Origin of the sequence: Thiomonas sp., assembly GCF_034007205.1 — a bacterium.
Taxonomy (GTDB): domain Bacteria; phylum Pseudomonadota; class Gammaproteobacteria; order Burkholderiales; family Burkholderiaceae_C; genus Thiomonas.
Window position 1 is genome coordinate 117,821 of the sequence record NZ_JAVERI010000009.1, and the last position, 24,631, is coordinate 142,451.

At 64.5% G+C, this 24,631-nt stretch carries 25 protein-coding genes; 17 read left to right on the plus strand and 8 right to left on the minus strand.

The window, feature by feature from the left end:
- Positions 1-4: 4 nt before the first annotated feature.
- Together RBR52_RS09285 and RBR52_RS09290 are read left to right on the plus strand one after the other, a co-directional pair.
- The gene (locus RBR52_RS09285) at positions 5-733 is read left to right on the plus strand and encodes a 16S rRNA (uracil(1498)-N(3))-methyltransferase (protein ID WP_320376929.1); all 729 of its coding nucleotides are present in this window, start codon (positions 5-7) and stop codon (positions 731-733) included.
- On the plus strand, positions 717-1,391 hold the full coding sequence (locus RBR52_RS09290) for a carbonic anhydrase (RefSeq protein WP_320376930.1): 675 nt from the start codon (positions 717-719) through the stop codon (positions 1,389-1,391). Before RBR52_RS09285 ends, RBR52_RS09290 begins: the two co-directional genes overlap by 17 nt.
- On the opposite strand, the gene RBR52_RS09295 is transcribed toward RBR52_RS09290, so the two are convergent.
- Entirely contained in the window at positions 1,346-2,365 is a 1,020-nt protein-coding gene (locus tag RBR52_RS09295) for a LysR family transcriptional regulator (protein WP_320376931.1), read from the minus strand. The two genes, RBR52_RS09290 and RBR52_RS09295, sit on opposite strands and share 46 nt — an antisense overlap.
- A gap of 377 nt (positions 2,366-2,742) precedes the next feature.
- Between RBR52_RS09295 and RBR52_RS09300 the strand changes: the two genes are divergently transcribed.
- From RBR52_RS09300 to RBR52_RS09340, 9 genes are all read left to right on the plus strand, one after another.
- Positions 2,743-3,822: a class 1 fructose-bisphosphatase gene (locus RBR52_RS09300; protein ID WP_320376932.1), complete on the plus strand. Its 1,080-nt coding sequence runs from the start codon at positions 2,743-2,745 to the stop codon at positions 3,820-3,822.
- A 157-nt stretch (positions 3,823-3,979) separates the two neighbouring features.
- The gene (locus RBR52_RS09305) at positions 3,980-4,855 is read left to right on the plus strand and encodes a phosphoribulokinase (RefSeq protein WP_320376933.1); all 876 of its coding nucleotides are present in this window, start codon (positions 3,980-3,982) and stop codon (positions 4,853-4,855) included.
- Between the two features lie 18 nt (positions 4,856-4,873).
- On the plus strand, positions 4,874-6,901 hold the full coding sequence (gene tkt, locus RBR52_RS09310; protein WP_320376934.1) for a transketolase: 2,028 nt from the start codon (positions 4,874-4,876) through the stop codon (positions 6,899-6,901).
- Positions 6,902-6,940: 39 nt separating this feature from the next.
- A complete protein-coding gene (locus tag RBR52_RS09315) occupies positions 6,941-7,657 on the plus strand; it encodes a phosphoglycolate phosphatase (protein WP_320376935.1) in 717 nt (238 codons plus the stop codon).
- Between the two features lie 75 nt (positions 7,658-7,732).
- A complete protein-coding gene (gene gap, locus RBR52_RS09320) occupies positions 7,733-8,740 on the plus strand; it encodes a type I glyceraldehyde-3-phosphate dehydrogenase (RefSeq protein ID WP_320376936.1) in 1,008 nt (335 codons plus the stop codon).
- A gap of 73 nt (positions 8,741-8,813) precedes the next feature.
- Positions 8,814-10,019 carry a phosphoglycerate kinase gene (locus RBR52_RS09325; RefSeq protein WP_320376937.1) on the plus strand — a complete coding sequence of 402 codons (1,206 nt, stop codon included), beginning with the start codon at positions 8,814-8,816 and terminating at the stop codon, positions 10,017-10,019.
- A 75-nt stretch (positions 10,020-10,094) separates the two neighbouring features.
- A complete protein-coding gene (fba, locus tag RBR52_RS09330) occupies positions 10,095-11,159 on the plus strand; it encodes a class II fructose-bisphosphate aldolase (protein ID WP_320376938.1) in 1,065 nt (354 codons plus the stop codon).
- Positions 11,160-11,253: 94 nt separating this feature from the next.
- Positions 11,254-11,811, plus strand: a complete 558-nt coding sequence (locus RBR52_RS09335; protein WP_320376939.1) for a thioredoxin family protein — start codon at positions 11,254-11,256, stop codon at positions 11,809-11,811.
- Positions 11,808-12,572, plus strand: coding sequence for an HAD family hydrolase (locus RBR52_RS09340; RefSeq protein WP_320376940.1), 765 nt, complete (start codon positions 11,808-11,810; stop codon positions 12,570-12,572). Before RBR52_RS09335 ends, RBR52_RS09340 begins: the two co-directional genes overlap by 4 nt.
- A 26-nt stretch (positions 12,573-12,598) precedes the next feature.
- Here RBR52_RS09340 and RBR52_RS09345 read toward each other — a convergent pair whose 3' ends face one another.
- The 4 genes from RBR52_RS09345 to leuS all read right to left on the minus strand — a co-directional run bounded on the left by RBR52_RS09345 (position 12,599) and on the right by leuS (position 17,619).
- A complete protein-coding gene (locus RBR52_RS09345) occupies positions 12,599-13,261 on the minus strand; it encodes a hypothetical protein (protein WP_320376941.1) in 663 nt (220 codons plus the stop codon).
- Positions 13,262-13,405: 144 nt separating this feature from the next.
- Positions 13,406-14,497 carry a DNA polymerase III subunit delta gene (holA, locus tag RBR52_RS09350; protein ID WP_320376942.1) on the minus strand — a complete coding sequence of 364 codons (1,092 nt, stop codon included), beginning with the start codon at positions 14,495-14,497 and terminating at the stop codon, positions 13,406-13,408.
- Complete coding sequence (gene lptE, locus RBR52_RS09355; protein WP_320376943.1) at positions 14,497-14,985, minus strand: LPS assembly lipoprotein LptE; 489 nt, start codon at positions 14,983-14,985, stop codon at positions 14,497-14,499. Before lptE ends, holA begins: the two co-directional genes overlap by 1 nt.
- Before the next feature lie 3 nt (positions 14,986-14,988).
- Positions 14,989-17,619 carry a leucine--tRNA ligase gene (gene leuS / locus RBR52_RS09360; protein ID WP_320376944.1) on the minus strand — a complete coding sequence of 877 codons (2,631 nt, stop codon included), beginning with the start codon at positions 17,617-17,619 and terminating at the stop codon, positions 14,989-14,991.
- A 156-nt stretch (positions 17,620-17,775) separates the two neighbouring features.
- Here leuS and RBR52_RS09365 point away from each other — a divergent pair, with 156 nt between their 5' ends.
- The 5 genes from RBR52_RS09365 to RBR52_RS09385 all read left to right on the plus strand — a co-directional run bounded on the left by RBR52_RS09365 (position 17,776) and on the right by RBR52_RS09385 (position 21,532).
- A complete protein-coding gene (locus RBR52_RS09365) occupies positions 17,776-19,110 on the plus strand; it encodes an NAD(P)/FAD-dependent oxidoreductase (protein WP_320376945.1) in 1,335 nt (444 codons plus the stop codon).
- 307 nt (positions 19,111-19,417) lie between these two features.
- Positions 19,418-19,852 (plus strand): Hsp20/alpha crystallin family protein, encoded by a 435-nt coding sequence (locus RBR52_RS09370; RefSeq protein ID WP_320376946.1) that lies wholly within the window; start codon positions 19,418-19,420, stop codon positions 19,850-19,852.
- 53 nt (positions 19,853-19,905) lie between these two features.
- Complete coding sequence (locus RBR52_RS09375) at positions 19,906-20,304, plus strand: Hsp20/alpha crystallin family protein (RefSeq protein ID WP_320376947.1); 399 nt, start codon at positions 19,906-19,908, stop codon at positions 20,302-20,304.
- 99 nt (positions 20,305-20,403) lie between these two features.
- Positions 20,404-20,868: a phosphate-starvation-inducible PsiE family protein gene (locus tag RBR52_RS09380; RefSeq protein WP_320376948.1), complete on the plus strand. Its 465-nt coding sequence runs from the start codon at positions 20,404-20,406 to the stop codon at positions 20,866-20,868.
- A 166-nt stretch (positions 20,869-21,034) separates the two neighbouring features.
- A complete protein-coding gene (locus RBR52_RS09385) occupies positions 21,035-21,532 on the plus strand; it encodes an Hsp20/alpha crystallin family protein (RefSeq protein WP_320376949.1) in 498 nt (165 codons plus the stop codon).
- Between the two features lie 133 nt (positions 21,533-21,665).
- On the opposite strand, the gene rpsI is transcribed toward RBR52_RS09385, so the two are convergent.
- Positions 21,666-22,058 carry a 30S ribosomal protein S9 gene (rpsI, locus tag RBR52_RS09390; RefSeq protein WP_079418189.1) on the minus strand — a complete coding sequence of 131 codons (393 nt, stop codon included), beginning with the start codon at positions 22,056-22,058 and terminating at the stop codon, positions 21,666-21,668.
- Between the two features lie 9 nt (positions 22,059-22,067).
- Positions 22,068-22,496: a 50S ribosomal protein L13 gene (rplM, locus tag RBR52_RS09395; RefSeq protein ID WP_320376950.1), complete on the minus strand. Its 429-nt coding sequence runs from the start codon at positions 22,494-22,496 to the stop codon at positions 22,068-22,070.
- Between the two features lie 301 nt (positions 22,497-22,797).
- On the opposite strand from rplM, the gene RBR52_RS09400 reads away from it, so the two are divergent.
- On the plus strand, positions 22,798-23,469 hold the full coding sequence (locus RBR52_RS09400) for a GNAT family N-acetyltransferase (protein ID WP_320376951.1): 672 nt from the start codon (positions 22,798-22,800) through the stop codon (positions 23,467-23,469).
- 250 nt (positions 23,470-23,719) lie between these two features.
- On the opposite strand, the gene RBR52_RS09405 is transcribed toward RBR52_RS09400, so the two are convergent.
- Positions 23,720-24,205, minus strand: coding sequence for a hypothetical protein (locus RBR52_RS09405; protein ID WP_320376952.1), 486 nt, complete (start codon positions 24,203-24,205; stop codon positions 23,720-23,722).
- Positions 24,206-24,631: the final 426 nt, after the last annotated feature.

Genomic DNA, 24,631 nt, shown 5'->3' on the forward strand with positions numbered 1-24,631 from the left:
TGCCATGCTGCCGCGGCTGTTCATTCCTTCTGCGCTGCGAGTCGGTCTGTTCGACCTGCCAGCGGCGGCCTCGCGGCATGTTCAGGTGCTGCGGCTGCGAGCTGGAGAGAATCTCGTGCTGTTCGACGGCTTGGGCGGCGAGTGGCTGGCGCGACTGCAGGGCGCGCAGCAGGTCGAGGTGCTCGAATACCGCGCCATCGAGCGCGAGACCGGCCCGCGTATTCACCTGGCCATCGGCATGCCCGCCAACGAGCGCATGGACTGGCTGGTGGAAAAAGCCACGGAACTGGGCGCCGCCAGCCTCCAGCCGCTCATCACGCAGCGCAGTGTGCTGCGTCTGAGCGGAGAACGGGCGCAGAGGCGGGTGATGCATTGGCAGGGCATCGCGGCGGGGGCATGCGAGCAGTGCGGCCGCAACCGCCTGCCGCGCATTGCGCCGATTCGCCATCTGGCAGACTGGTTGGACGATCTTCCCTCCAACACGGCTCGGCTTCTGCTGAGTCCGCAGGCCGACTCCGCCTCGCTTTTGCCCGCTCTGGCGGCGGGCGATCAGGCCCATGTGCTTTCCGGACCCGAAGGCGGGCTGAGCGCCGACGAAGAGGCGCTGGCGCTTGCCGCCGGCTTCACCCGCGCGACCCTGGGCCCGCGCGTGCTGCGGGCCGATACCGCACCGCTTTGTGCCCTTGTTCAACTCACCTTTGAAAGCCACTCGCGACATGAACAACGCGCTTGACAACCCCGCCTACCGCCATCTGTTCGACAACAACCGCGCCTGGGTGGATCGGGTGCGCCGCACCGATCCGGGGCTGTTCGAACGCCTGGCGCAGCAGCAGGCGCCGAAATACTTCTGGATCGGCTGCTCCGATTCGCGCGTGCCCGCCAACGAAATCATCGACCTCGCGCCGGGCGAGGTGTTCGTGCACCGCAACGTGGCCAATGTGATGCCGCAGTCCGATCTCAACGCCCTGTCCACGCTGCAGTTCGCGGTGGACATCCTGCAGGTCGAGCATGTGCTCGTGGTCGGTCACTATCACTGCTCGGGCATCAAGACGGTACTGGATGGCCGCCGCGTCGGCCTGGCCGACAACTGGCTGGGGCATGTGCGCGAGGTCATGGACAGCCACGCCGGACGACTCGCCGACCTGTCCGGGCCGCAGGCGCGCTACGACCGGCTGTGCGAACTCAATGCGCTGGAGCAGGCGCGCAATGTCTGCCGCACCACGGTGCTGCAGGACGCCTGGAGCCGCGGGCAGAACGTGACCGTGCACGCCTGCATCTATGGCCTCAAGGACGGCCTGCTGCGCGATCTCGACTACAGCGTCGGGCGTGCATCCGAGATCTATCGTCAGTTCGACGTGGCCTTGCGCCGGTTGACGAGTGCGGCCGGTTGAATGGCCTGCTGCGGGGTTGCGGCGGCAGCGGCCGATTGTTCGCCGGGCAGGGGCTGCAGCGCGCCGAAGCTTTCCGCGAGAAACGCCTCGCCGTGTTCCAGGATGAAATAGCGGAAGGTTTCCGCCGCGGGCGAGAGCAGCTTGGACAGGCTGTTGACCACATACCAGCGCCGCACCAGCGGCAGGCCTTCGACCGGCGCCACTGCCAGCAGGCCGCTGCGCAGTTCCAGACCGATGGTGTGCAGCGACAGAAAGCTGATGCCCATGCCGGCCATGACCGCCTGCTTGATGGTCTCGTTGCTGTCCATCTCGATGACGGCGGGCAGATCGAGCTGGTACTGCCGCTGATATTCCTCGAACGCCGCGCGCGTGCCCGAGCCCGGCTCACGGATGAGGAAGCTGAACTGGCCCAGCGCCTCGGCCGGCATCTCTTCTCCCGCCAGCAGCGGATGTCCTGGCGCGGCGATGATGCCCAGCGGGTGCGCGGCGAAGGGCTCGGCGCGCGTGGCCAGATCGCGCGGCGGGCGTCCCATCACCGCCAGATCCACCTCGCTGTTCTGCAGTTGTGCGACGAGCGACTCGCGGTTGCCCACCGACAGCCGCACTTCCACATGGGGATATTCCTGACGGAATCGCGCCAGCATGCGCGGCAGGAAATACTTGGCCGTGCTCACCATGCCTACGGTCAGTCGGCCCGCCTCGATGCCGCGAAAGCGTGCCAGCGCGTCGTCGGCGTCTTTCAGCGTGGCCAGAATCCTGCGCACATAGACCAGCAGATATTCTCCCGTGACCGTCAGGCTGACCGTCTTGCCCTGACGCTCGAACAGCGGCAGCCCCACCTGCGACTCCAGTTCGCGGATCTGCATCGACACGGCGGGCGGGGTGAGATGCATTTCGCGCGCCGCCTTGCCGAAATTCAAGTGACGCGCGGCAGAACTGAAGACTCGTAGCTGGCGCAGGGTGACGTTTTTCATATAGATCAGCAAAGATTATCGACATCGCAATAAAAAATGAATTTACCTTAATTCAGCAATCCACTTATATTCGGCCGTTCTGGCTGAGCTGGTCGCTGCCTCACGAGGGCAGCTCGCAGGCCAACCCCTTGTGAACGGGCTCCGAAGTTCTGCTTCAGGAGCTTTTACCGCAGCCAATGAAGTCTGTTCATGCGAGTCTCCGTTTGGGGCTGCGGGCTTTTTGAAGCGACTTGACGCCAGGGCCGCCGCTCAAGGCAAGCCGGGCCGCAGCAGGTTGCTTCAAAAAGTCATCGAGCCTCGAGCCAGCCGATTCGTCCGCCTTTTCTGGGGCGGCATGGGTTTGCTGTCCGTGGCCCATCACCATTGGGAGCCCCAGCATGCAGTCAGGTCGCACCACCATTTCGAAATTCCTCATCGAGCAATTGCACGGCACCGACGATCAGGCCGATCTCGCCGCCTTGCTCGTGGACGTGACCGCCGCGGTCAAGGCCATCTCCGCCATGACCTCCAAAGGCGCGCTCGGCGGCTTTCTCGGGGCGCTCGACACGCAGAACGTGCAGGGCGAGGTGCAGAAAAAGCTCGACGTGCTGTCCAACGAGGCGATGATCCAGGCCTGCGAGTGGGGCGGCCTGGTGGCCGGCATGGCGTCCGAGGAAATGGACGACCCCTACACCCTGCCCAAGGAGTTCGAGCGCGGCCCCTATCTGCTGATCTTCGATCCGCTCGACGGCTCGTCGAACACCGACGTCAACGTCTCGGTCGGCACCATTTTCTCGGTGCTGCGCCACACCAAGATCGGTGACCCCACCGTGGCCGACTACCTGCGTCCCGGAACCGAGCAGGTCGCGGCCGGCTACGCCATCTACGGCCCGGCCACCATGCTGGTGCTGACCGTGGGCAAGGGCACGCACGGCTTCACCCTCGACCGCGAGATCGGCAACTTCGTGCTCACCCATCCCGATCTCAAGATTCCCGCCGACACCAGCGAGTTCGCCATCAACACCAGCAACGAGCGTTTCTGGGAGCCGCCGGTGCAACGCTACGTCGCCGAATGCAAGGCCGGCAAGACCGGTCCGCGCGAGCGCGACTTCAACACCCGCTGGATCGCCTCGATGGTGGCCGACGTGCATCGCATTCTGATGCGCGGCGGCATTTTCATGTACCCCAAGGACACCAAAGACCCCAGCAAGCCCGGCCGCCTGCGCCTGATGTACGAGGCCAATCCCATCGGCATGATCGTCGAGCAGGCCGGCGGCGCGGCGTCCACCGGGCGCGGGCGTATTCTTGAGGTGCAGCCAAGCTCGCTGCATCAGCGCGTGCCGGTGATGCTGGGTTCCAGGAACGAGATCGAACGTCTGGAGCGCTATCACGCCGAGTACGATCGGGGTGAAGACAAGGCCTTCGAATCGCCGCTGTTCAAAGAGCGTTCGCTGTACCGCGACGAAGTCGGCCGCTGATCGCCGCGGCGATCGGGTTCGCCCGCCGCGGCCTGCGCCGAACCGGGGGCATCCTCTGCCGCGCCTGTGCTTTGCCCCCAGATCGAACCGGGCGGCGGCTCACGCAAGATGAGCGCCGCATGAATGGATTTCCTTGTATTGAAAAGAGGCTCGCACCATGTCTGTCAAACATCCCATCATCGCCATCACCGGGTCGTCGGGCGCCGGCACCACCACGGTGATGCGCAGCTTCCAGCACATCTTCCGCCGCGAAAATCTCACTGCGCAGATCGTCGAGGGCGACTCCTTCCATGCCTACAACCGCATGGAAATGCGCGAAGAGATGAAAAAGCAGGAAGCCGCGGGCAACCGCCACTTCAGCCACTTCGGCCCCGACGCCAACCTGCTGGGCGAGCTGGAAAACGTGTTCAAGACCTACGGCGAGACCGGCGGCGGCAAGGTGCGCAAATACATCCATGATGCGGGCGAGGCGGCCGAATTCGGTGTCGAGCCGGGCAACTTCACCGAGTGGAAGGACATCAAGCCGGGCTCCGATCTGATGTTCTACGAAGGTCTGCACGGGGGGTATGCCGACGACAGGATCGACGTGGCCAGGCAGGTCGATCTGCTCGTCGGCGTGGTGCCCATCATCAACCTGGAGTGGATCCAGAAACTGCACCGCGACCAGGTCCAGCGCGGCTATTCGCAGGAGGCCGTGATGGACACCATCCTGCGCCGCATGCCCGACTATGTGCACTACATCGTGCCGCAGTTCTCGCGCACCCACGTCAATTTCCAGCGCGTGCCCACGGTCGATACGTCCAATCCGTTCATCGCCAAGGACATTCCCAGCCTGGACGAGAGCATGGTGGTCATCCGCTTTGCCAACCCCAAGGGCATCGACTTTCCCTATTTGGTGTCCATGCTCCACGACTCGTGGATGAGCCGCCCCAACACCCTGGTGGTGCCCGGCGGCAAGATGGGGCTGGCGATGCAGCTCATCTTCACGCCGATGATCCTGCGCCTGATGGACCTCAAGCGCCGCGCCGCTTAAGCCAGGGAGAATATCAACATGACTACCGCTCAAATCGATACCCAACAACGCCGCCGTCTGGCCAACGCCATCCGCTTTCTCGCCATCGACGGCGTGCAGGCGGCCAACTCCGGCCACCCCGGCGCCCCGATGGGCATGGCCGACATCGCCGAAGTGCTGTGGCGCAACCACATGCATCACAACCCGGCCAATCCGCACTGGGCCAATCGCGACCGCTTCGTACTGTCCAACGGCCACGGTTCGATGCTGCTCTACGCCGTGCTGCACCTCACCGGCTACGACCTGCCGATCGAAGAGCTCAAGCGTTTCCGCCAGTTGCACAGCAAAACCCCCGGACACCCCGAAGTGGGCTACACCCCGGGGGTCGAAACCACCACCGGACCGCTGGGCCAGGGCGTCGCCAACGCCGTGGGCATGGCGCTGGCCGAGAAGGTGCTGGCCGCGCAGTTCAACCAGCCGGGCCACACCGTCGTCGATCACCACACCTATGTGTTTCTCGGCGACGGCTGCCTGATGGAAGGCATCAGTCACGAGGCCTGTTCGCTGGCCGGCACCCTCAAGCTCAACAAGCTCGTCGCCTACTACGACGACAACGGCATTTCCATCGACGGCCATGTCGAGCACTGGTTCACCGACAACACCCGGCTGCGCTTCGAGTCCTACGGCTGGAATGTCATCGGCCCGATCGATGGCCATGACGCCGTTGCCGTGGAAAAGGCCACGGCCGAGGCCAAGACCAGCGACAGGCCCACCCTCATCATCTGCCGCACCACCATCGGCTGGGGTTCGCCCAACAAGGCCGGCACGCACGACGTGCACGGCGCCGCGCTCGGCCAGGCCGAGGCCGACGCCACCCGCGGGGTGCTGGGCTGGGACTACGGTCCGTTCGAGATTCCCGCCGACATCTACCAGGCCTGGGACGCCAGGTTCCACGGCGCCAAGCTCGAAGCCGACTGGAACGAGCGCTTCGCCGCCTATGAAAAGGCGCATCCCGAGCTCGCCGCCGAATTCAGGCGCCGCATGGCGGGCGATCTGCCGGCCGACTGGGGCCAGACGGTGCAGACGCTTTATGCCAAGGCGCGCGCAGTCACCGCGGCCACCGCCACGCGCAAGTCCTCGCAGATCGCGCTCGAAACGCTGGTGCCCGCGCTGCCCGGCCTGTTCGGCGGCTCGGCCGACCTGACCGGCTCCAACCTCACCGCGGTCAAGGCCTCGCATCCCTTCGAGAAGGCCGCGCCGGGTACGGCGTTCAACTACCTGTCCTACGGCGTGCGCGAGTTCGGCATGGTGGCCATGATGAACGGCATGGCGCTGCACGGCGGCTTCCTGCCCTATGGCGGCACCTTCCTGATGTTCTCCGACTACTCGCGCAACGGCGTGCGCATGAGCGCGCTGATGAAGCAGCGCGTCATCCACGTGTTCTCGCACGATTCCATCGGTCTGGGCGAAGACGGCCCGACGCACCAGCCCATCGAGCATCCCTCCAGCCTGCGCCTCATCCCCAATCTGGACGTGTGGCGCCCGGCCGACGTGCTCGAAACCGCCGTCGCCTGGAAGCACGCCATCGAGCACAAGCACGGCCCCAGCGCCCTGCTGCTGTCGCGCCAGAACCTGGTCTCCACCCCGCACCCGGAAGATGCCGAGCGCTTCATCTCGCGCGGCGGCTATGTGCTGTCCGAAGCCCCGGACGGTCTGCCAGAGATCGTGCTGATCGCCACCGGCTCGGAAGTCGAGATTGCGCTCAAGGCGCAAGGCATGCTGGCCGAGCAGGGCATTGCCGCGCGCGTGGTGTCCATGCCCTGCACCAACGCCTTCGACCGCCAGGACGCGGCCTACCGCATCGAGGTGCTGCCCGCTGACGTGCCGCGCGTGGCCATCGAGGCGGCGCATCCCGACTTCTGGCACAAATACGTCGGTCTGGACGGGGGCATCGTCGGCATCCGCACTTTCGGCGAATCCGCCCCCGCGGCGCAGCTCTACCAGCACTTCAGGATCACCGCCGAGCACACCGTCGCGGTGGCCAGGTCCGTGCTGGAACTGGACTGACCCTGACGACTGACCCAGACGCCACCCGCACACACAGAGATGACGCAAGCCCTGTCCATCCCGTTCGACCTGGTGATGTTCGACCTCGACGGCACGCTGGTCGAGACCGCGCCGGAAATCGCCGATGCGGTCAACGACCTGCTGCGCGACCAGCAACTGCCCGAGGTCTCCGAGCATCTCATCCGCGCCTGGATCGGACAGGGCACGCGCGCGCTCATGCTGCATGCCTATGCGCACGCCACCGGCCTCGAAGAAGAGACCGTGCGGCGCACCGGCACGCTCGACATCCTGATGCCGCGCTTCGCCGCGTTCTATGCCGAGCGCACCGGCAAGCGCAGCCGCCTCTATCCCGACGTGCTGAGCACCCTCAAGGCGCTGCGCGCGGCGCAGGTGCGCATCGCGCTGGTCACCAACAAGGAGCAGCGCTTTACCACGACCGTGCTCATGGTGCATGGCATCCGGCACTTTTTCGACATGGTGGTCGCGGGCGACACGCTCGAAGCCAAGAAGCCCGACCCGCTGCCGGTGCGCTACTGTCTCGACGCCTTCAAGCTGCAGCCCGATCGCGCCCTGTTCGTTGGCGATTCCGAGACCGATGTCGCCACGGCGCGGGCCGCCGGGGTGCCGATATGGGCGGTACCCTATGGCTACAACCACGGCAAATCCATCGCCCTCGCGTCGCCCGATCGCATCATCCCGACGGTGGCCGCAGTCGTCGAAGCCGTGCCGACCCAGTCCCTGCACCCGGTCGACTGATCGTTTTTGATCGTTTTTCTTTGGCGGCCTACCCGATCCCCCTTTCATGCTCAACCTTCATCCAGGAGATTTCATATGACCATTCGTGTTGCCATCAATGGATTCGGCCGCATCGGCCGCATGGTGTTCCGGGCCGTGGCGCAGGAAGCCGAATTCAGCGACCTCGAAATCGTCGCCATCAACGACCTGCTCGAACCCGACTACCTGGCCTATATGCTGCAGTACGACTCGGTGCATGGCCGCTTCAACGGCACGGTGGGGGTGGAGGGCAACCACCTCGTGGTCAACGGCAAGAAAATCCGCCTGACCGCCGAGCGCGATCCCGCCAACCTGAAGTGGAGCGAAGTGAATGCCGACCTGGTGATCGAAGCCACCGGCTTTTTCCTCACCCACGACACCTGCCAGAAGCACCTCGACGCCGGAGCGAAAAAAGTGGTGCAAACCGCCCCGTCGAAGGACGACACGCCGATGTTCGTCTATGGCGTGAATCACGCCAAGTACGCCGGTGAGAGCATCGTCTCCGCCGCCTCCTGCACCACCAACTGCCTGGCTCCCGTGGCCAAGGTGCTCCACGACAGCTTCGGCATCAAGCGCGGGCTGATGAGCACGGTGCACGCCGCCACATCCACGCAAAAGACCGTGGACGGCCCGTCGAACAAGGACTGGCGCGGCGGCCGCGGCATTCTCGACAACATCATTCCATCGAGCACCGGAGCCGCCAAGGCCGTGGGCAAGGTCATCCCCGAGCTGAACAAGAAGCTCACCGGCATGAGCTTTCGCGTGCCCACGCCCGATGTGTCGGTGGTCGACCTGACCGTCGAACTCGACAGGCAAGCCAGCTACGCCGACATCTGCGCCGCGATGAAGGCCGCATCCGAGGGCCCGCTCAAGGGCGTGCTGGGTTACACCGAAGACAAGGTCGTCTCCACCGACTTTCGCGGCAGCTCGCTGCCGTCGATCTTCGATGCCGAGGCCGGCATCGCCCTCGATCCCACCTTCGTCAAGGTGGTGTCTTGGTATGACAACGAATACGGCTACACCTGCAATATGCTGCGCTTCGCCCAGCACGTCGCCAGCAACTGATGGCGCTTATTGTTGTGGCGTCCCAGGCGGGTCTGCGCGCAGACCCACCTGGGGCAGAACCGAGGAGAGATTGATGCAAATCCTGACCTTTGAAGAAGTGTGCAAGCGCGGCTTCGCCCAGGACAAGCGCGTATTCATCCGCGCCGATCTGAACGTGCCACTCAACGACCAGGGCGAGATCACCGAAGACACCCGCGTGCGCGCTTCCGTGCCCGCGGTGAGGATGGCGCTCGACGCTGGCGCCGCGGTGATGATCACCTCGCACCTGGGCCGCCCGACCGAAGGCGAGTTCAAGCCCGAGGATTCGCTGGCCCCCGTGGCCCGGCGCCTGAGCGAGCTGCTCGGCCTGCCGGTCAAGCTGCAGGCCAACTGGGTGGACGGCGGCTTCGACGTGCGCCCCGGCGAAGTGGTCATGCTCGAAAACGCCCGCCTCAACAAGGGCGAGAAAAAGAACGATGACGCGCTGTCGCAAAAGATCGCCAGGCTCTGCGACATCTATGTGAACGACGCCTTCGGCACCGCGCACCGCGCCGAAGCGACCACCTACGGCATTGCCAAGTACGCGCCCATCGCCTGCGCGGGCCCGCTGCTGGCCGCCGAGATCGACGCCATCAGCCGCGCGCTGGAAAAGCCCGCGCGTCCGCTGGTGGCCATCGTCGCGGGCTCCAAGGTGTCCACCAAGCTCACCATCCTGCAGAGCCTGGCCGACAAGGTCGACGGCCTGATCGTCGGCGGCGGCATCGCCAACACCTTCATGCTGGCCGAAGGGCTGCCCATCGGCAAGAGCCTGGCCGAGCCCGATCTGGTGGATGAAGCGAAAAAAGTCATCGCCAAGATGAAGGCACGCGGCGCCGAAGTGCCCATTCCGGTGGACGTGGTCGTGGCCGACCGCTTCGCCGCCGATGCGAAGGCCACGGTCAAGGACGCCCATGACGTGGGCGCCGACGACCTGATTCTCGACATCGGCCCCAAGACCGCGCAAATGCTGGCCGACAAGCTCAAGACCGCAGGCACCATCGTCTGGAACGGGCCGGTGGGCGTATTCGAGTTCGACGCCTTCGCCAACGGCACCAGGACGCTGGCCGAGGCCATCGCCAACAGCCCTGCCTTCTCCATCGCGGGCGGCGGCGATACCCTGGCGGCCATTGCCAAATACGGCATCGCCGACAAGATCGGCTATATCTCCACCGGCGGCGGCGCCTTTCTCGAAGTGCTCGAAGGCAAGCAGTTGCCCGCCTTCGAGATACTGCAGCAGCGCGCCAAACTGCCGCTGTCCTGATGGCTGAATTTGTGCCCGACTCTCGTTGTGCCCAACTTTCGTTGACCCTGTCTTTCCCTTCTTGAGGAGTCCATCATGGCCCTGATTTCCCTGCGTCAACTGCTCGACCACGCGGCCGAGCATTCCTACGGCGTTCCCGCCTTCAACGTCAACAACCTCGAACAAGTGCGCGCCATCATGGAAGCCGCCGCCGAGACCGATTCCCCGGTCATCCTCCAGGCTTCGGCCGGCGCGCGCAAATACGCCGGCGCACCCTTCCTGCGCCACCTCATCCTTGCGGCGGTCGAAGAGTGGCCCGATATTCCCGTGGTCATGCACCAGGACCACGGCACCAGCCCGGCGGTGTGCCAGCGCTCGATCCAGCTCGGCTTCAGCTCGGTGATGATGGACGGCTCGCTGGGCACCGACGGCAAAACCCCGACCAGCTACGAGTACAACGTCGACGTCACCCGTCGCACGGTGGAAATGGCGCATGCCTGCGGCGTGTCGGTCGAAGGCGAACTCGGCTGCCTCGGGTCGCTGGAAACCGGCACCGCAGGTGAAGAAGACGGCATCGGCGCCGAAGGCACGCTCGACCACAGCCAGTTGCTCACCGACCCCGAAGAAGCCGCCGACTTCGTGAAGAAGACCGGCGTGGACGCCCTGGCGATCGCCATCGGTACCAGCCACGGCGCGTACAAGTTCACCCGCCCGCCCACCGGCGACATTCTCGCCATCGGCCGCATCAAGGAAATCCACGCGCGCATTCCCAACACCCATCTGGTGATGCACGGCTCCTCCTCGGTGCCGCAGGAATGGCTCAAGATCATCAACGAATACGGCGGCGACATGGGCGAGACCTACGGCGTGCCGGTCGAGGAGATCGTCGAGGGCATCAGGCACGGCGTGCGCAAGGTCAACATCGACACCGATCTGCGCATGGCGTCCACCGGCGCGACGCGCAAATTCCTCGCCGAGAATCCGAAAGAGTTCGACCCGCGCAAATTCCTCGCCGCCTCGACCAAGGCCATGAAAGACATTTGCAAGGCGCGTTACGAAGCCTTCGGCACGGCAGGCCATGCGCCCAGGATCAAGCCGATCAATCTGGAAGAGATGTACAAGCGCTACGAAAAGGGCGAACTCGATCCCAAGATCAACTGATCCAGTACGCATCTGACTGACCGACAACCCCGGCGCCTGCCGGGGTTGTCATCTGTGCAAACCCATTTCAAACCTCGTTCAAAGGAGGCTTTCGATGGCAGCCACCGCCGATCCCCTGCAACGCGGCTTCGCCGCGCCCGATTTTTCCCTGCCCGGTGTGGACGGCCGCACCTGGAGCCTGGCCGATGTGCGCGGACCCAAGGGCACGCTGGTCCTGTTCATCTGCAACCACTGCCCCTATGTGCAGGCCGTGGCCGACCGCATTCGCCGAGACACCGACGAACTGCGCGCCCTCGGCGTGCATGCGGTGGCGATCAACAGCAATGATGTCACCGCCTACCCGGAAGATTCCTTCGACCGCATGAAGGACTTCGCCGCAAGGCATGGCTTCGGCTTTCCCTACCTGTTCGACGAAACGCAGCAGGTCGCCAAGGCCTACGGTGCGGTGTGCACGCCCGATTTTTTCGGCTTCAATGCCGATTTGAAGCTGCAATACCGCGGCCAGCTCGACGCCTCGCGCAAGCAGGCAGCGCCGCCCGACGCGCGCCGCGACCTGTTCGAGGCCATGAAGCAGATCGCCGCCACCGGCATCGGCCCGGATGAGCAATATCCCAGCATCGGCTGCTCGATCAAATGGAAAGGCGAGGCATGAATTCAACGCCTCTGCGCGCACTGATTTTCGACGTCGACGGCACCCTGGCCGAGACCGAGCGCGACGGTCACCGCATCGCCTTCAATCAGGCCTTTGCCGATGCCGGGCTCGATTGGAACTGGGATGTGCCCACCTACGGTCGCCTGCTCGCCATCACCGGCGGCAAGGAGCGCATGCTGGCTTACTGGCAGGAGATCGACCCGCAGGCCGCGGCTGCGTCGGAAGCGGCGGGGCTGATCGCCGATCTGCACCGCCGCAAGACCGCGCACTATGTGCGGCGGGTCGCCGCGGGCGGCATCGGTCTGCGCCCCGGCGTGCGCCGGGTGCTGGAACAGGCGCGCGGCGCCGGTCTGCGGCTGGCGATTGCCACCACCACCACGCCGGACAATGTCGAGGCGCTCATCCACGCCACGCTGGGTGCGCGCGGCATGGAGTGGTTCGAAGTGGTGGGCGCAGGAGACGCCGTGCCGCGCAAAAAACCCGACCCCGGCATCTACACCTGGGTGCTCGAACGCCTGGCGCTGTGCCCTGATCAGGCGCTGGCGTTCGAAGATTCCACCAACGGCCTGCGCGCCGCGCACGGCGCCGGTCTGCGCACCATCGTCACCACCGGCGCCTACACGCATCACGAAAACTTCGACGGCGCACTGGCCTGGCTCGACGGCCTGGGCGAAGCGGACGCCCCCGCGACCGGGCGCATCGGCAGCCAGCCCTGGTCGGGCGTGGTCGGGTTGGATGAGTTGCGGCAGTGGGCCGTTTGATTGCAGCTTGACTATCGCAGTGAAGTTCACCCCACCACGCTGAGCGACATCGGCGGCAGCAGAATGCCCTGGGCATCTTGCGCGTCCAATTCGCGGCGCAGATGCTGGACTCTTGGCGCTTGGGCTACGCCGCTTGGTTCGGTGTATTGATCGAGCCGCGCCGCCTTGCCCACCCAGGTTCCGAGTTTGACCCGCACGGCCTGCGCGCTGCGGTTGACGAGCAGCACGCGGCTGCCTTTCGGACCGATGAAGCTGGCGCCGCTGACCTGCTCGGGCGCACCGGCAAAATCGAGCTTGACCAGATTGCCGGCCTGCTCCGCCGCTCGGCTCCAGGCTGCGGCAAGCGGGCTGGGTGCGGGGCAGAGCATGGCCGTCGGCAGGGATGCCTGCTTCTCCGGCACGCTCACCTGATTGAGCGCCGTCAACAAGGCGGCACAAGCCTGCAACTGCGCGGGCCAGGCGGGCGCGGCGGTTTTCACGCCGTGGCAGTCCACCTGCAAAGCGGGGAGCAGTTGTGCGGGCAGCACGCGCATGACATCGTCCGGCCCCGCTGTGAAGCTGGGCGCGTGATCGGGTGCGGGGGCAGTCTGGGCTAAGGCCGCGGGGGGCAAGACGGCAGCAGACAGCCCGAGTGCGGCCAGGGCTTGGGACAGCAGAACGACGCGGGAACGGTGCAGAAAAAAGGCCATGAACGTTGCAATGAATGAAGCCACGAAATGCAGCGGACTGTGCTCGGAGCCGGGCTGTGCGGCAGAGTTCACAAGTAAAAACACCTCCTCCGCTTGCGGGGGAGGTTGGGAGGGGGATGGTCATCCATCGGGCGTGAACAGGCACTAAAACGCCGGGCGCAGCACCAGCCTTCGGCCCTGACGCGCACCGGGCGGCGTGGGCCACAGCGCTTCGAGCATGGACAGCGCGAGCACCTCAAGCGCTTCCCACGGCGCGCGCGGCAGGGTGTCGGGTCGCAGGCCCTTGACGGCCAGATCGCATTGCGCGGCCAGTTGCAGCAGCCGTTCCAGATCGGGGGTGCGCAGGCGCGGCAGGGCGCGTTCGAGCAATTTTTCCTTCACGCCCCAGATGCGGTTGGCGCGCAGCAGCGCGGGCAGCGACTGCCCGGCGTCCAGACCCTGGCGGATGCGCAGCCAGGCGCGGATGTCGTCGGCCAGCGTCCAGTGCACCAGCACCGGGGCCACGCCTTCGGCCTGCAGTCCGCCGAGCATGCGGCGCAGGCGGGCGACATCGCCGCCCAGCACGGCTTCGCCGAGCTTGAACACGCTGTAGCGCGCCACGTTGAGCACCGCCTGCTCGACCGCGTCGGGATCGAGCTCGCCCGGCGAGCACAGCAGGGCGAGCTTTTCGATCTCCTGATGCGCCGCAAGCAGATTGCCTTCCACCCGCGCGACCAGAAAATCGGTGAGCGCGCGCCCCGCTTCGCCCGGCGGGAGAATCAAGCCGTGGCGCTGCAGCCGCGCGGCGATCCAGCGCGGCAGTTGCGGCAGTTCGATGCTGTCCACCCGCACCGCGATGCCGCGCTGGCTCAGGGCGCCGAACCAGTTGGACTTCTGCGTCGCCGCATCCAGGCGGGGCAGGATGACCACGGCCATGACGTCGGCCGAGAGATGGCCGGGGAGTGCGGCCAGCGCTTCGCCGCCGTCGCGTCCGGGTTTGCCGCCGGGAATGTGCAGTTCGATGAGCCGTCTGCCACCGAACAGGCTGATCTCGCGGCTGCCCGCAAGCAGATGGCTCCAGTCGAAGCCGCGTTCCACCGTGTGACTCTCGCGTTCGTCGAATCCCTGCTGGCGGGCGCGGGCGCGTATGGCATCCACGGCCTCGTTGACCAGCAGCGTCTCATCTCCGTACACCACGTACAGCGCGCCGAGCTGCCGGGCGAGGTGGGCGTCGAGCTGCTCCGAGGGGATCTGCATCAGTTCACCTTCACCGCGGCGAGCTGGAACATCAGGCGGTCGATGAGCTCCTGGCGCATGCCGCGGTAGAGCAGATCGGTTTCGTTGGCCTTGGCCAGCATGGCGCTGGAGTTGTAGCTCAGATTGCTGGTCTGCGTCAGGTCGGTCGGGGCGATCAGCATCCTGCCCTGCGGCGTGGCGAGCTGAAAGCGCACGGTATAGCGCAACTGATATTGCGCCACCGTGCCGTCGGCGTTGTAGGCCTGGGCGGTCTGCGTCTGCGATTCGCCCAGCAGGGTGAACACCGCCTGCGCCGACTGGGCATCGGGCGCGATGCGCGTAGACGTGGTCGCGGCGATTCTGCGCTTGAGGGCGATGACGAAGGCCGAGGTCTCGGCGCCCGCGACAAACAGCGAGCTGAACGACAGATTGGTCGAGCCGCGCAACTGAAAACCGCAGGCGTTCAGGGCCAGCAGGGGGGCGACGGCGAGCAGGCTGCGGCGCTTCATGCTTCAGACCACCACATTGACCAGACGCCCCGGCACCACGATGACCTTTTTCGCCGCCTTGCCCTCGCTGAACCTGGCGAAGTCGGCGCTGGCCAGCGCGGCGGCCTCGATCGCCGCCTTGTCGGCGCTGGCGGCGACCTGAATGGCGCCGCGCAACTTGCCGTTGACCTGCAGCATGAGTTCGATGGTGTCCTGCACCAGCGCGGCCTCATCGACCTGCGGCCAGGGCGCGTCGAGCAGATCGCCCTGCTGGGCGACATAGCCGAGCTCCTGCCACAGGACGTGGGCGATGTGCGGGGTGGCCGGGTAGAGCACGCGCAGCAGGATGCCGAAGCCTTCGCGCAGCGCGCCGGTCATGCCTGCGGCAGCGGCGTCAGCGCCTTCCAGGGCGTTGAGCAGCTTCATCGCGCCAGAAACCACGGTGTTGTACTGCATGCGGCCATAGTCGAAATTCACCTGTTGCAGAGTCTGATGCACTTCGCGGCGCAGCTTGCGTGCAGCCTCACCCGATTCGTCTTGGGACGAGGCCAGGGTGCTGAGTTTCTGTCCGAAAGCCCACACCCGCTTGAGAAAGCGGTGCGCGCCCTCCACCGCGGCGTCGTTCCACTCCAGCGTGGCCTCGGGCGGGGCGGCGAACATGGTGAACAGGCGGGCGGTGTCGGCGCCGAAGCGGTCGATGAGATCCTGCGGATCGACGCCGTTGTTCTTGCTCTTGCTCATCGTGCCCACGCCGCCGTAGTCCACCGCCGAGCCGTCGGCCTTGAGCCGGGCGCAGACGATCCGGCCCTGCGCGTCGAGCACGTTCTCGACCTCGTGCGGCCAGAAATACTCGATGCCGCCCTGGGGCGTCTTGCGCGAGTAGATGTGGTTGAGCACCATGCCCTGGGTGAGCAGGCGCTTGAACGGCTCGTCGACCTTGACCAGCCCCAGGTCGCGCATCACCTTGGTCCAGAAGCGCGCGTACAGCAGGTGCAGAATGGCGTGCTCGATGCCGCCGATGTACTGGTCCATCGGCATCCAGTAGTCGGTGCGGGCATCGACCATGGCGTCGTGATTGTCGGCGCAGGTGTAACGCATGAAGTACCAGCTCGAATCGACGAAGGTGTCCATGGTGTCGGTTTCGCGCTTGGCGGCTTGGCCGCACCGCGGACAGGCCACGTCGACGAAGGCGGCGCAATGCTGCAGCGGGTTGCCGCTGCCGTCGGGAATCAGGTCTTCGGGCAGGACGACCGGCAGGTCTTGCTCCGGCACCGGCACGGCGCCGCAGTCCGGGCAGTGGATGATGGGAATGGGCGTGCCCCAGTAGCGCTGGCGGCTCACGCCCCAGTCGCGCAGCCGCCAGGTGGTGCGCTTCTCGCCCAGGCCCTTGGCGGCGAGCAGTTCGGCGACCTTGTCGACCGCCGCGGCGTAGGGCAGGCCATCGAGTTCGCCCGAGTGAACGCATACCGCGCGCTGCTTGTCGCCATACCAATCGGCCCAGGCGTCGGTGGAGAAAGTCTCGCCCTCCACCGTGACCACCTGCTTGATCGGCAGACCATATTTTTTGGCAAACGCAAAGTCGCGCTCGTCGTGCGCGGGCACGCCCATCACCGCGCCGTCGCCATAGCTCATCAGCACATAGTTGCCGACCCAAACCGGCACTTGTTCGCCCGTGAGCGGGTGGGTGACGAACAGCCCGGTAGGCATGCCCTCCTTTTCTTTCAGCGCGAGCTCGGCCTCGGTGGTGCCGCCTTGCTGGCAGCGTTCGATGAAGGCGGCGAGTTCGGCGTTGCCAGATGCGGCGTGCGCGGCCAGCGGATGCTCGGGCGCCACGGCGCAGAAGGTCACGCCCATGATGGTGTCCGCCCGGGTGGTGAACACATACAGGCGGCCGTCCTGGATGAGCGCGCCCGAGTCGTCGCGGATGTCATGCGTGAAGGCGAAACGCACCCCGGCGCTCTTGCCGATCCAGTTCTCCTGCATCAGCCGCACCCGCTCGGGCCAGCCGGACAGATAGTTCTCGTTGCTGGGGTCGGCCACCGCGGCCAACAACTCCTCGGCGTAGTCGGTGATCTTGAGGTAGTAGCCGGGGATTTCGCGCTTCTCCACCATGGCGCCGCTTCTCCAGCCGCGGCCGTCGATCACCTGCTCGTTGGCCAGCACGGTCTGGTCGACCGGGTCCCAGTTGACCACCTGGGTGCGGCGCTCGGCGATGCCCTTTTCCAGCATCTTGAGGAACAGCCACTGATTCCACTTGTAATACTCGGGCGAGCAGGTCGCCACCTCGCGGCTCCAGTCGATGGCCAGACCCATGGCCTGCATCTGCTGCTTCATATGGGCAATGTTTTCATAGGTCCACTTCGCCGGGGGCACCTGGTTTTTCATTGCCGCGTTTTCGGCCGGCAGACCGAAGGCGTCCCAGCCCATCGGCATGAGCACGTTGTAGCCGTTCATGCGCAGATGGCGGGCGAGCATGTCGTTGATGGTGTAGTTGCGCACATGGCCCATGTGCAGCTTGCCCGAGGGGTAGGGCAGCATGGAGCAGGCGTAGAACTTCTGGCCCGGCTTGTCTTCGCGCACGCGGTAGGCGTGGGTGCTTTGCCAGTGGGCTTGCGCGGCGGCTTCCACCGCGCTGGCGTCGTACTTCTCGTTCATTGTGAGGATTGCGGGTTGAGGCCGCGAGAGACGCCCGGATCAGGATAAAGAGAAAGCGGGCTGCGGCGTAGCCGTGCATGTTAGTGGTCGCGCCGCCGCTTGCGCGCGGGCGCCGGGCGGTCTCCAATAAGGGCATTGCATCGATGACCCAACGCCATGCCCCAGACTTCTACCGATTCCCCGCTGCCTCGCATCGTCATCGTCGGTGGAGGCGCTGGCGGGCTGGAGCTGGCCACGCGGCTGGGCGACACCCTGGGCCGACGCCGCCGCGCCGAGATCACGCTGATCGAACGGGGTCGCAGCCATCTCTGGAAGCCGCTGCTGCACCAGGCGGCAGCCGGCACGCTGGGCATCGACGACAACGAGCTGAACTACCTCGCCCAATCCACCTGGCACCATTTCAAGTATCGGCTCGGCGCGATGGACGGGCTCGAACGCGCGCGGCGAGAGGTATTGGTCGCGCCCACGCTCGACGAGGAAACCGGACGCGAGATCGTGCCGCGCCGCCGCATCGGCTACGACATCCTGGTGATCGCCGTGGGCAGCCAGAACAACGACTTCGGCACGCCCGGCGCGGCCGAACATGCCATCGCTCTCGACACGCCCGAAGACGCCAGGCGCTTTCACCGGCGCCTGGTGAATGCCTGCATCGCCGCCAACACGCAGACCGAGCCGCTGCGGCCGGAGCAGCTCAAGGTCGTGGCCATCGGCGCTGGGGCGACCGGGGTGGAGCTGGTGGCCGAGCTGCACAACGCCACCCGGGTGCTGGCCGCCTATGGCCTGGACCGCATCGACCCCGAGCGCGACGTGCGCCTGAGCCTCGTTGAAGCCGCGCCTCGCATCCTGCCCGCGCTGCCCGAGCGCCTTTCGGCCGCCGCCGCGGCAGAGCTGGCGAAGCTGGGCGTGCAGATGCACACCGGCAAGCGCGTCACCGAGGTCACCGCCACGGGCGTGCGCACCGCAGACGGCGACTTTCTGCCCGCCGAACTGGTGGTCTGGGCGGCAGGCGTCAAGGCCCCGGATTTCCTGCGCGACATCGACGGCCTGGAGACCAACCGCATCAACCAGCTCGTCGTGCGGCCCACGCTGCAGACCAGCCGCGACGACGCCATCTACGCCCTGGGCGACTGCGCCGCCTGCGTCTGGGAAGGGCATGGCGGCAACGTGCCGCCGCGCGCTCAGGCGGCGCACCAGCAGGCCAGCCTCGTCGCCCGACAGATCGTCCGGCAATTGCAGGGCAAGCCGCTGCTGACGTTTCACTACCGCGACTTCGGCTCGTTGGTGTCGCTGGGCGAGCACAGCACCGTGGGCAATCTCATGGGCGGTCTATCGAAAGGCAGCATGTTCATCGAAGGGCATTTCGCCCGCTTCATCTACTGGCTGCTCTACCGCATGCATCTGCACGCCCTGCACGGCTTCTGGAAGACCGCTTTCCTCACCCTGGCGCGCATGATCTCGCGCACCACCGAGCCGCGCATCAAGCTGCATTGAAGGGGCATCTCAGCCAAGTGGAGGACAGCCCGGACCAGCGGAGCCGCCCATGGAAGGACCCTTGAGACATCCGGCATTTCTCGTCACCCGGTTTGTCAGGAAGCACGGCGACAGGCCGAAGTCGAAGTGAAATTTGTGGCGCACGATGGCCTGCTTTTGGCGCTGATTCTTGCGGGAAGGACGCTTGAAATACCCTCTTTTGTCCTTATGTAGCGGCCATCGAGATGGTGTTTGATTTCATGGCAATGGTCAAATGGAGTGCATGACCATGTCATGTCGTTTCGGAATGATAAGGAGGAATCCAACCATGGCTTATCTGCTTGCCAGCGATTTGTTCGACCAGTTCGAAAACATGCGCCGCGAAATGGATGCACTGTTTGGCGACTGGGGTATGCCACGCGATATTCGCGCGGTGCCTTCCGGCAACTACCCTCCCATCAATATCGGCGCCACGCCAAAACAAGTGGATGTATATGTCTTCGCTCCCGGCATGGAACCTCAGGCACTGGATATTTCGCTTGAACAGAACCTGTTGACTGTGGCTGGCGCACGTGATTCGGACCCCCCCAAGGACACCCAGGTCTATCGGCGCGAGCGTTTCAATGGCCAGTTCAAGCGGGTGATCACGGTGCCCGACGGTATCGATCCAGACCGCGTTAACGCAACTTACAAAAACGGGATATTGCATATCACCATCGGGCGCAGGGAAGAGCTGCAGCCGCGCAGGATCGAGGTGCGCTAAGGATCGGCACGCCTCATTTCGACAGATGACCGAGTTGAGAAGGAGTAACGATCATGAGTGACGAACAAACCCCGCTGAAAACCCCGGCCAATCCTGTTAGGCAGCCAGCCCCGGGCGAGCGGGTCATCCGGCCGGCCGTGGACATCCTCGAGGATGCCACCGGCATCACCATCAAGGCCGATCTGCCCGGAGTCAGCAACGACCGGCTGCATGTTCAGGTCGAAGGCGGTGACACGCTGACGATTTTCGCTGAAGCTTCGGTCGACATACCTGAGGGCATGGAGGCTGTGTATGCCGATATAAATACCACCCGTTATCAGCGCAGCTTCACTTTGAGCAAGGAACTCGATCCCGATAACATCAGTGCCGAGCTGAGAAACGGCGAGCTCACCTTGCGTCTGACCAAGCGGCCCGAAATGCAGCCGCGCAGGATCGCAGTCAGTGCAGCCTGATTTGGCGCCGGCTTCTGCGGGCTCTGCCACAGAAGCCGGTCCCCTCCAAGGGGGGCTTCTTTGCATGGGCTCTTGTTTTACGACCTTGGCGGAACTCTCATGACCGACCATATCGACCAGCGCAACAGCAGACCTATCGGCGATATCCAGCGTTTCTGGAGCGTAATGACTTTCTACGAACGCTTCGAGCAGATCATCTCCCTGATCCTGACGACCCTTATTGCGGCAATCATCATTGTCGCGTTGTGGGACCTTATGCGACAGGTTTTCTTCATGCTGCTGAGTTATGGCCAGCATCCCTTGGATCACGGCATGTTTCAAACCGTATTCGGTATGATTCTGACCTTGCTGATCGCCTTGGAGTTCAAGCATTCCATACTGCGCGTGCTGGAAAGGCGGGAGCACATCGTTCAGGTTCGTACGGTGATTCTGATTGCTTTGCTGGCCATGGCAAGGAAATTCATCATTCTGGATATGAGCAACATCCATTCCACGGAGTTGGCCGCGCTTGGGTTTTCATCGCTGACACTCGGTTTGGTGTATTGGCTGATCAGAGAGCATTGAGGAAATGATACATGATCGCCATGGGGTTCACGCGGCCTGGCTTCTTGATGGCCGGGTAAGTTTAAGTGGTTTTTAATAATTGAATCAATGCTGAATTCGATTTCCCATTCTGCATGTAGAACTATATTATATAGTAGACAGTCATCATTCAAATGAGGTTAAAATCATGGTAGCTTTATCTCAATTGCGCGACAATTTCAATCATGTTTTGGAAAGTATCGCCGAAGGTTGGCAGCGGCTGTATCGCCGGGCTTCGAGCGCGATCACACGGTTCACGCCAAACCAGGTGAAATCGGAGGGTGAAATCCGTAGTCTGGTTTGGCGCAATGCGGGATGGGGCGTACTGGCCGCTGAGGTATGCGACGACGACGACAAAATACTTGTGCGACTCGAGGTGCCCGGTATGGACAAAGCCGATTTCGATATCCAGGTGGTCCCGGGATACTTGGTCGTCAGCGGAGAAAAACGGATCGAAGAGGAGCGCATTCAAGGGCGCTATCACATGACCGAATGTGCCTATGGAAGTTTCCAGCGCGCCATCCCATTGCCGGCAGAAGTCGAGGTGCGCAATGCTTCAGCCCGGTACAAGGATGGCGTGCTGCGCGTGGAACTTCCCAAGACTCACCAAGCCCGGCAGCGCCGGGTGTCGGTGGAGGTCAAATAAAGGGGGTCAGGTCTAGCTTCGTAGCATAGGGTATCCCCAACACAGAAGCCGCAAAGTCCTCGTTGACCGAGGGCTGGCGCGATAGCCATGAAAAAAGCCCGCCGAGGCGGGCTTGAGTGCAAGCGATGGAGAATCAACGCTTGGAGAACTGCTTGGCGCGACGGGCACCGCGCAGGCCCACTTTTTTCCGCTCCACTTCGCGGGCGTCGCGGGTGACGAAGCCTGCCTTGGATAGTGCGGGTTTGAGGGTGGCCTCGTAGTCGATCAGCGCGCGGGTGATGCCATGACGCACGGCGCCGGCCTGTCCGGTTTCGCCGCCGCCGTGGACGTTGATCTTGATGTCGAAGCTATCGACGTTCTCGGTGAGAACGAGGGGTTGCTTGACGATCATGATCGAGGTCTGACGGCCAAAATACTGCTCGACGTCTTTGCCGTTGACGGTGATTTTGCCGGTGCCCTTCTTGATGAAGACGCGGGCCACGGAGCTCTTGCGACGGCCTGTGCCGTAATTCCAGTTTCCGATCATCGCCTGTCCTTAGATGTCGAGAGTCTTGGGCTGCTGGGCGCTGTGCGGATGCTCTGCACCCGCATAGACCTTGAGCTTCTTGATCATGGCGTAACCGAGCGGGCCTTTGGGCAGCATGCCCTTGACAGCCAGTTCCAGCGCACGGCCGGGGTGACGCGCCTGCATATCCTTGAATCGGGTGGCATAGATGCCGCCGGGATAGCCGGTGTGACGATAGTAGGTCTTGTCGTTGGCCTTGTTGCCGGTCACGCGGATCTTGGAGGTGTTGACGACAATGATGAAGTCACCGGTATCGACGTGCGGGGTGTAGATGGGTTTGTGTTTGCCACGCAGACGGCGGGCCACTTCGCTGGCGACCCGGCCGAGAACCTTGTTCTCTGCGTCAATCACGAACCACTCATGCACGACTTCGGCCGGTTTGGCGCTGAAGGTTTTCATGGTTGTTCCTATGAACGATGTTTGAGCGAGATATGAAAAAGCCCACCAGTGATGTGCGGCCTGAGAATCAGACGCCGATCTGCGCCGCGCCCACCGGCATGGGTTTTCTGGCCCTCGCCAGAAGCCAAACGTGCCATTATAGATAAGTGGGCCGTCTTGTCACGGGTAGCCGCTTGATTTCAGGTACGTTGTGGCCGGATGGGAGCAGCAATGCCCCTATTTCTTGAATTTACGAGGGTAGCGCCTAAACTGCTTCACTCATGCTGCGCCGCAGCAATTCAGATTCATCCATGTATCGATCATGACTCAGCCTCCCGAAACCGCTCCACTGCAAGCCACTGGCAGTGCGTCGGTCGTCCCGACCCGCACTCGGCGTCTGCCCGCGCCGATCATCCCGATTCGACCGATCGGGCCGGAGCATCGTGCGCAGTTGCTGCGGCATTTTCTGGCGCTGGGGCCGGATGACCGCTATCTGCGCTTTGGCTACGCAGCGAGTGATGAGCGCATCCGGGCGTATGTCGATTCCATCCGCTTTGGCGTGGATGATATTTTCGGCGTGTTCAACCGCAAGTTGGAGTTGCTGGCGGTGGCGCACATCGCCATCGAGGAGGGCCATGCGCAGCGGGCGGAGTTTGGCGTTTCGGTCTTGCCGCGTGGGCGCGGGCTGGGCATCGGCACACGGCTGTTTGCGCGCGCGGCGATGGATGCGCGCAACCGCGGGCTGCGGGTGCTCTACATGCAGTGCCTGAGCAGCAATGCCGCGATGCTCAAGATCGCCCGTCGCGCCGGCATGAAGGTGCGCAACGAAGGCGGCGAAACCGAGGCGTATCTGGAGTTGCCCGAGGACGACTATCAGAGCCACCTCCATGCGCTGATGGAAGACCAGACGGGTCAGATCGATTACTGGGTCAAGGCGGCGATGCGCCAATTGCGCTGCTTCTGGCTGTTCGGCCGCTGCCCCGATACGCAATGAGAGCGCCCCCAGACCTGCCGCATTCGCGTCAGCCCCCCCGAGGTGGACTGAGAAAACTTGGGGCGGCCCTGCGTTTCCTTGAGAGCGCCCCCAGGGCCGGGCTGCGCCCAGCCCGCCCCCCGTGGGGGATGAGGCCCGCGGCTCCAGGCTGCCCTGCGGCAGTCTGGACGGAGCCGAATCCGAGCGGCCTGCAAGCCGCAAGGTGGACAAGGAAACTTGGGGCGGCCCGGCGTTTCCTTGAGAGCAGACCTTACGGCAGCCAGCGGGCGACGGCGAGGGTGCGCCAGCCGTTGAACTGCTGCCATACGGCCATGACACTGCTTGCCGCACCGACCGCCAGTGCGGGAAAACTGGCCTGCACCGTGGCGGCCGGGTCGGACAAGGTCTGCGGCGCCCCCCAGCGCCGCTGCGCCGGGTTGTAGCGCGCGGTCTGCACCTGCATGCCGCGCGTTCCGTCCTGATACCAGGCGCAAACCACATTGCCCGCCGCATCGGCCGCCAGCACCGGGTTGCCCGCGCTGCGCTGCGCTGGGTCGTCGAGGTGATGCGGCGGTGACCACTGCGATGCGAGCGCCTCCCTTCGGGCGGCGAGCAGGCCGTAGCGCACCGGGCCGCCCTGCGCCGACTTGGCCTGCTCCCACACCAGCGTGAGATTGCCCGCGGCATCGGAGGTGATCGCGGGCGCAAGCGCCGAGCCGGTGAAGGCCGTGCTGCGCTGGATCTCCGGGGCGCTCAAGCGAAAGCCTGCGCCGCCCCCTTCTCGGGAAGAAGTTGGCTGACGGCGATGCACCGCTGCGCGTCCTGGCCCTGCACCCACGCGGCGGCGACGGCCCCCTGTGGTGTGGCTGTGAGCGCCGGGGTTGTTGCGACGATTCCAACTGCGCTGAGACGCCGCGGCGCCGCCCAAGACTGACCGGAAGGTCGCAGCGCCGCCGCAAATACAGCCTCTTGTCCAGACGCCCCCTGCTGCTAGGAGCCTGTCGGACTTGAGGATCGTCGGCTGCAAAACGGCCTCGCCGGTCCATTTTTCACCGCTTTGTGGGCCTCTGGCCCATCCCTCGCTGCGCTCGGGACCGCCACTTCGTGGCGTCCTGCGCCCTGCGGGCTGGTCTTGGGCAATAGTTCGACTATTGCCCGGCGAAATCGGCAAAAACTGTCCTCG

Excerpts from the sequence above, each read along its gene's own strand:
- RBR52_RS09285 (WP_320376929.1), top strand. The coding sequence starts at position 5 with ATGCTGCCGCGGCTGTTCATTCCTTCTGCGCTGCGAGTCGGTCTGTTC.
- RBR52_RS09290 (WP_320376930.1), top strand. The coding sequence starts at position 717 with ATGAACAACGCGCTTGACAACCCCGCCTACCGCCATCTGTTCGACAAC.
- RBR52_RS09295 (WP_320376931.1), bottom strand. The coding sequence starts at position 2,365 with ATGAAAAACGTCACCCTGCGCCAGCTACGAGTCTTCAGTTCTGCCGCG.
- RBR52_RS09300 (WP_320376932.1), top strand. The coding sequence starts at position 2,743 with ATGCAGTCAGGTCGCACCACCATTTCGAAATTCCTCATCGAGCAATTG.
- RBR52_RS09305 (WP_320376933.1), top strand. The coding sequence starts at position 3,980 with ATGTCTGTCAAACATCCCATCATCGCCATCACCGGGTCGTCGGGCGCC.
- tkt (WP_320376934.1), top strand. The coding sequence starts at position 4,874 with ATGACTACCGCTCAAATCGATACCCAACAACGCCGCCGTCTGGCCAAC.
- RBR52_RS09315 (WP_320376935.1), top strand. The coding sequence starts at position 6,941 with ATGACGCAAGCCCTGTCCATCCCGTTCGACCTGGTGATGTTCGACCTC.
- gap (WP_320376936.1), top strand. The coding sequence starts at position 7,733 with ATGACCATTCGTGTTGCCATCAATGGATTCGGCCGCATCGGCCGCATG.
- RBR52_RS09325 (WP_320376937.1), top strand. The coding sequence starts at position 8,814 with ATGCAAATCCTGACCTTTGAAGAAGTGTGCAAGCGCGGCTTCGCCCAG.
- fba (WP_320376938.1), top strand. The coding sequence starts at position 10,095 with ATGGCCCTGATTTCCCTGCGTCAACTGCTCGACCACGCGGCCGAGCAT.
- RBR52_RS09335 (WP_320376939.1), top strand. The coding sequence starts at position 11,254 with ATGGCAGCCACCGCCGATCCCCTGCAACGCGGCTTCGCCGCGCCCGAT.
- RBR52_RS09340 (WP_320376940.1), top strand. The coding sequence starts at position 11,808 with ATGAATTCAACGCCTCTGCGCGCACTGATTTTCGACGTCGACGGCACC.
- RBR52_RS09345 (WP_320376941.1), bottom strand. The coding sequence starts at position 13,261 with ATGGCCTTTTTTCTGCACCGTTCCCGCGTCGTTCTGCTGTCCCAAGCC.
- holA (WP_320376942.1), bottom strand. The coding sequence starts at position 14,497 with ATGCAGATCCCCTCGGAGCAGCTCGACGCCCACCTCGCCCGGCAGCTC.
- lptE (WP_320376943.1), bottom strand. The coding sequence starts at position 14,985 with ATGAAGCGCCGCAGCCTGCTCGCCGTCGCCCCCCTGCTGGCCCTGAAC.
- leuS (WP_320376944.1), bottom strand. The coding sequence starts at position 17,619 with ATGAACGAGAAGTACGACGCCAGCGCGGTGGAAGCCGCCGCGCAAGCC.
- RBR52_RS09365 (WP_320376945.1), top strand. The coding sequence starts at position 17,776 with ATGCCCCAGACTTCTACCGATTCCCCGCTGCCTCGCATCGTCATCGTC.
- RBR52_RS09370 (WP_320376946.1), top strand. The coding sequence starts at position 19,418 with ATGGCTTATCTGCTTGCCAGCGATTTGTTCGACCAGTTCGAAAACATG.
- RBR52_RS09375 (WP_320376947.1), top strand. The coding sequence starts at position 19,906 with ATGAGTGACGAACAAACCCCGCTGAAAACCCCGGCCAATCCTGTTAGG.
- RBR52_RS09380 (WP_320376948.1), top strand. The coding sequence starts at position 20,404 with ATGACCGACCATATCGACCAGCGCAACAGCAGACCTATCGGCGATATC.
- RBR52_RS09385 (WP_320376949.1), top strand. The coding sequence starts at position 21,035 with ATGGTAGCTTTATCTCAATTGCGCGACAATTTCAATCATGTTTTGGAA.
- rpsI (WP_079418189.1), bottom strand. The coding sequence starts at position 22,058 with ATGATCGGAAACTGGAATTACGGCACAGGCCGTCGCAAGAGCTCCGTG.
- rplM (WP_320376950.1), bottom strand. The coding sequence starts at position 22,496 with ATGAAAACCTTCAGCGCCAAACCGGCCGAAGTCGTGCATGAGTGGTTC.
- RBR52_RS09400 (WP_320376951.1), top strand. The coding sequence starts at position 22,798 with ATGACTCAGCCTCCCGAAACCGCTCCACTGCAAGCCACTGGCAGTGCG.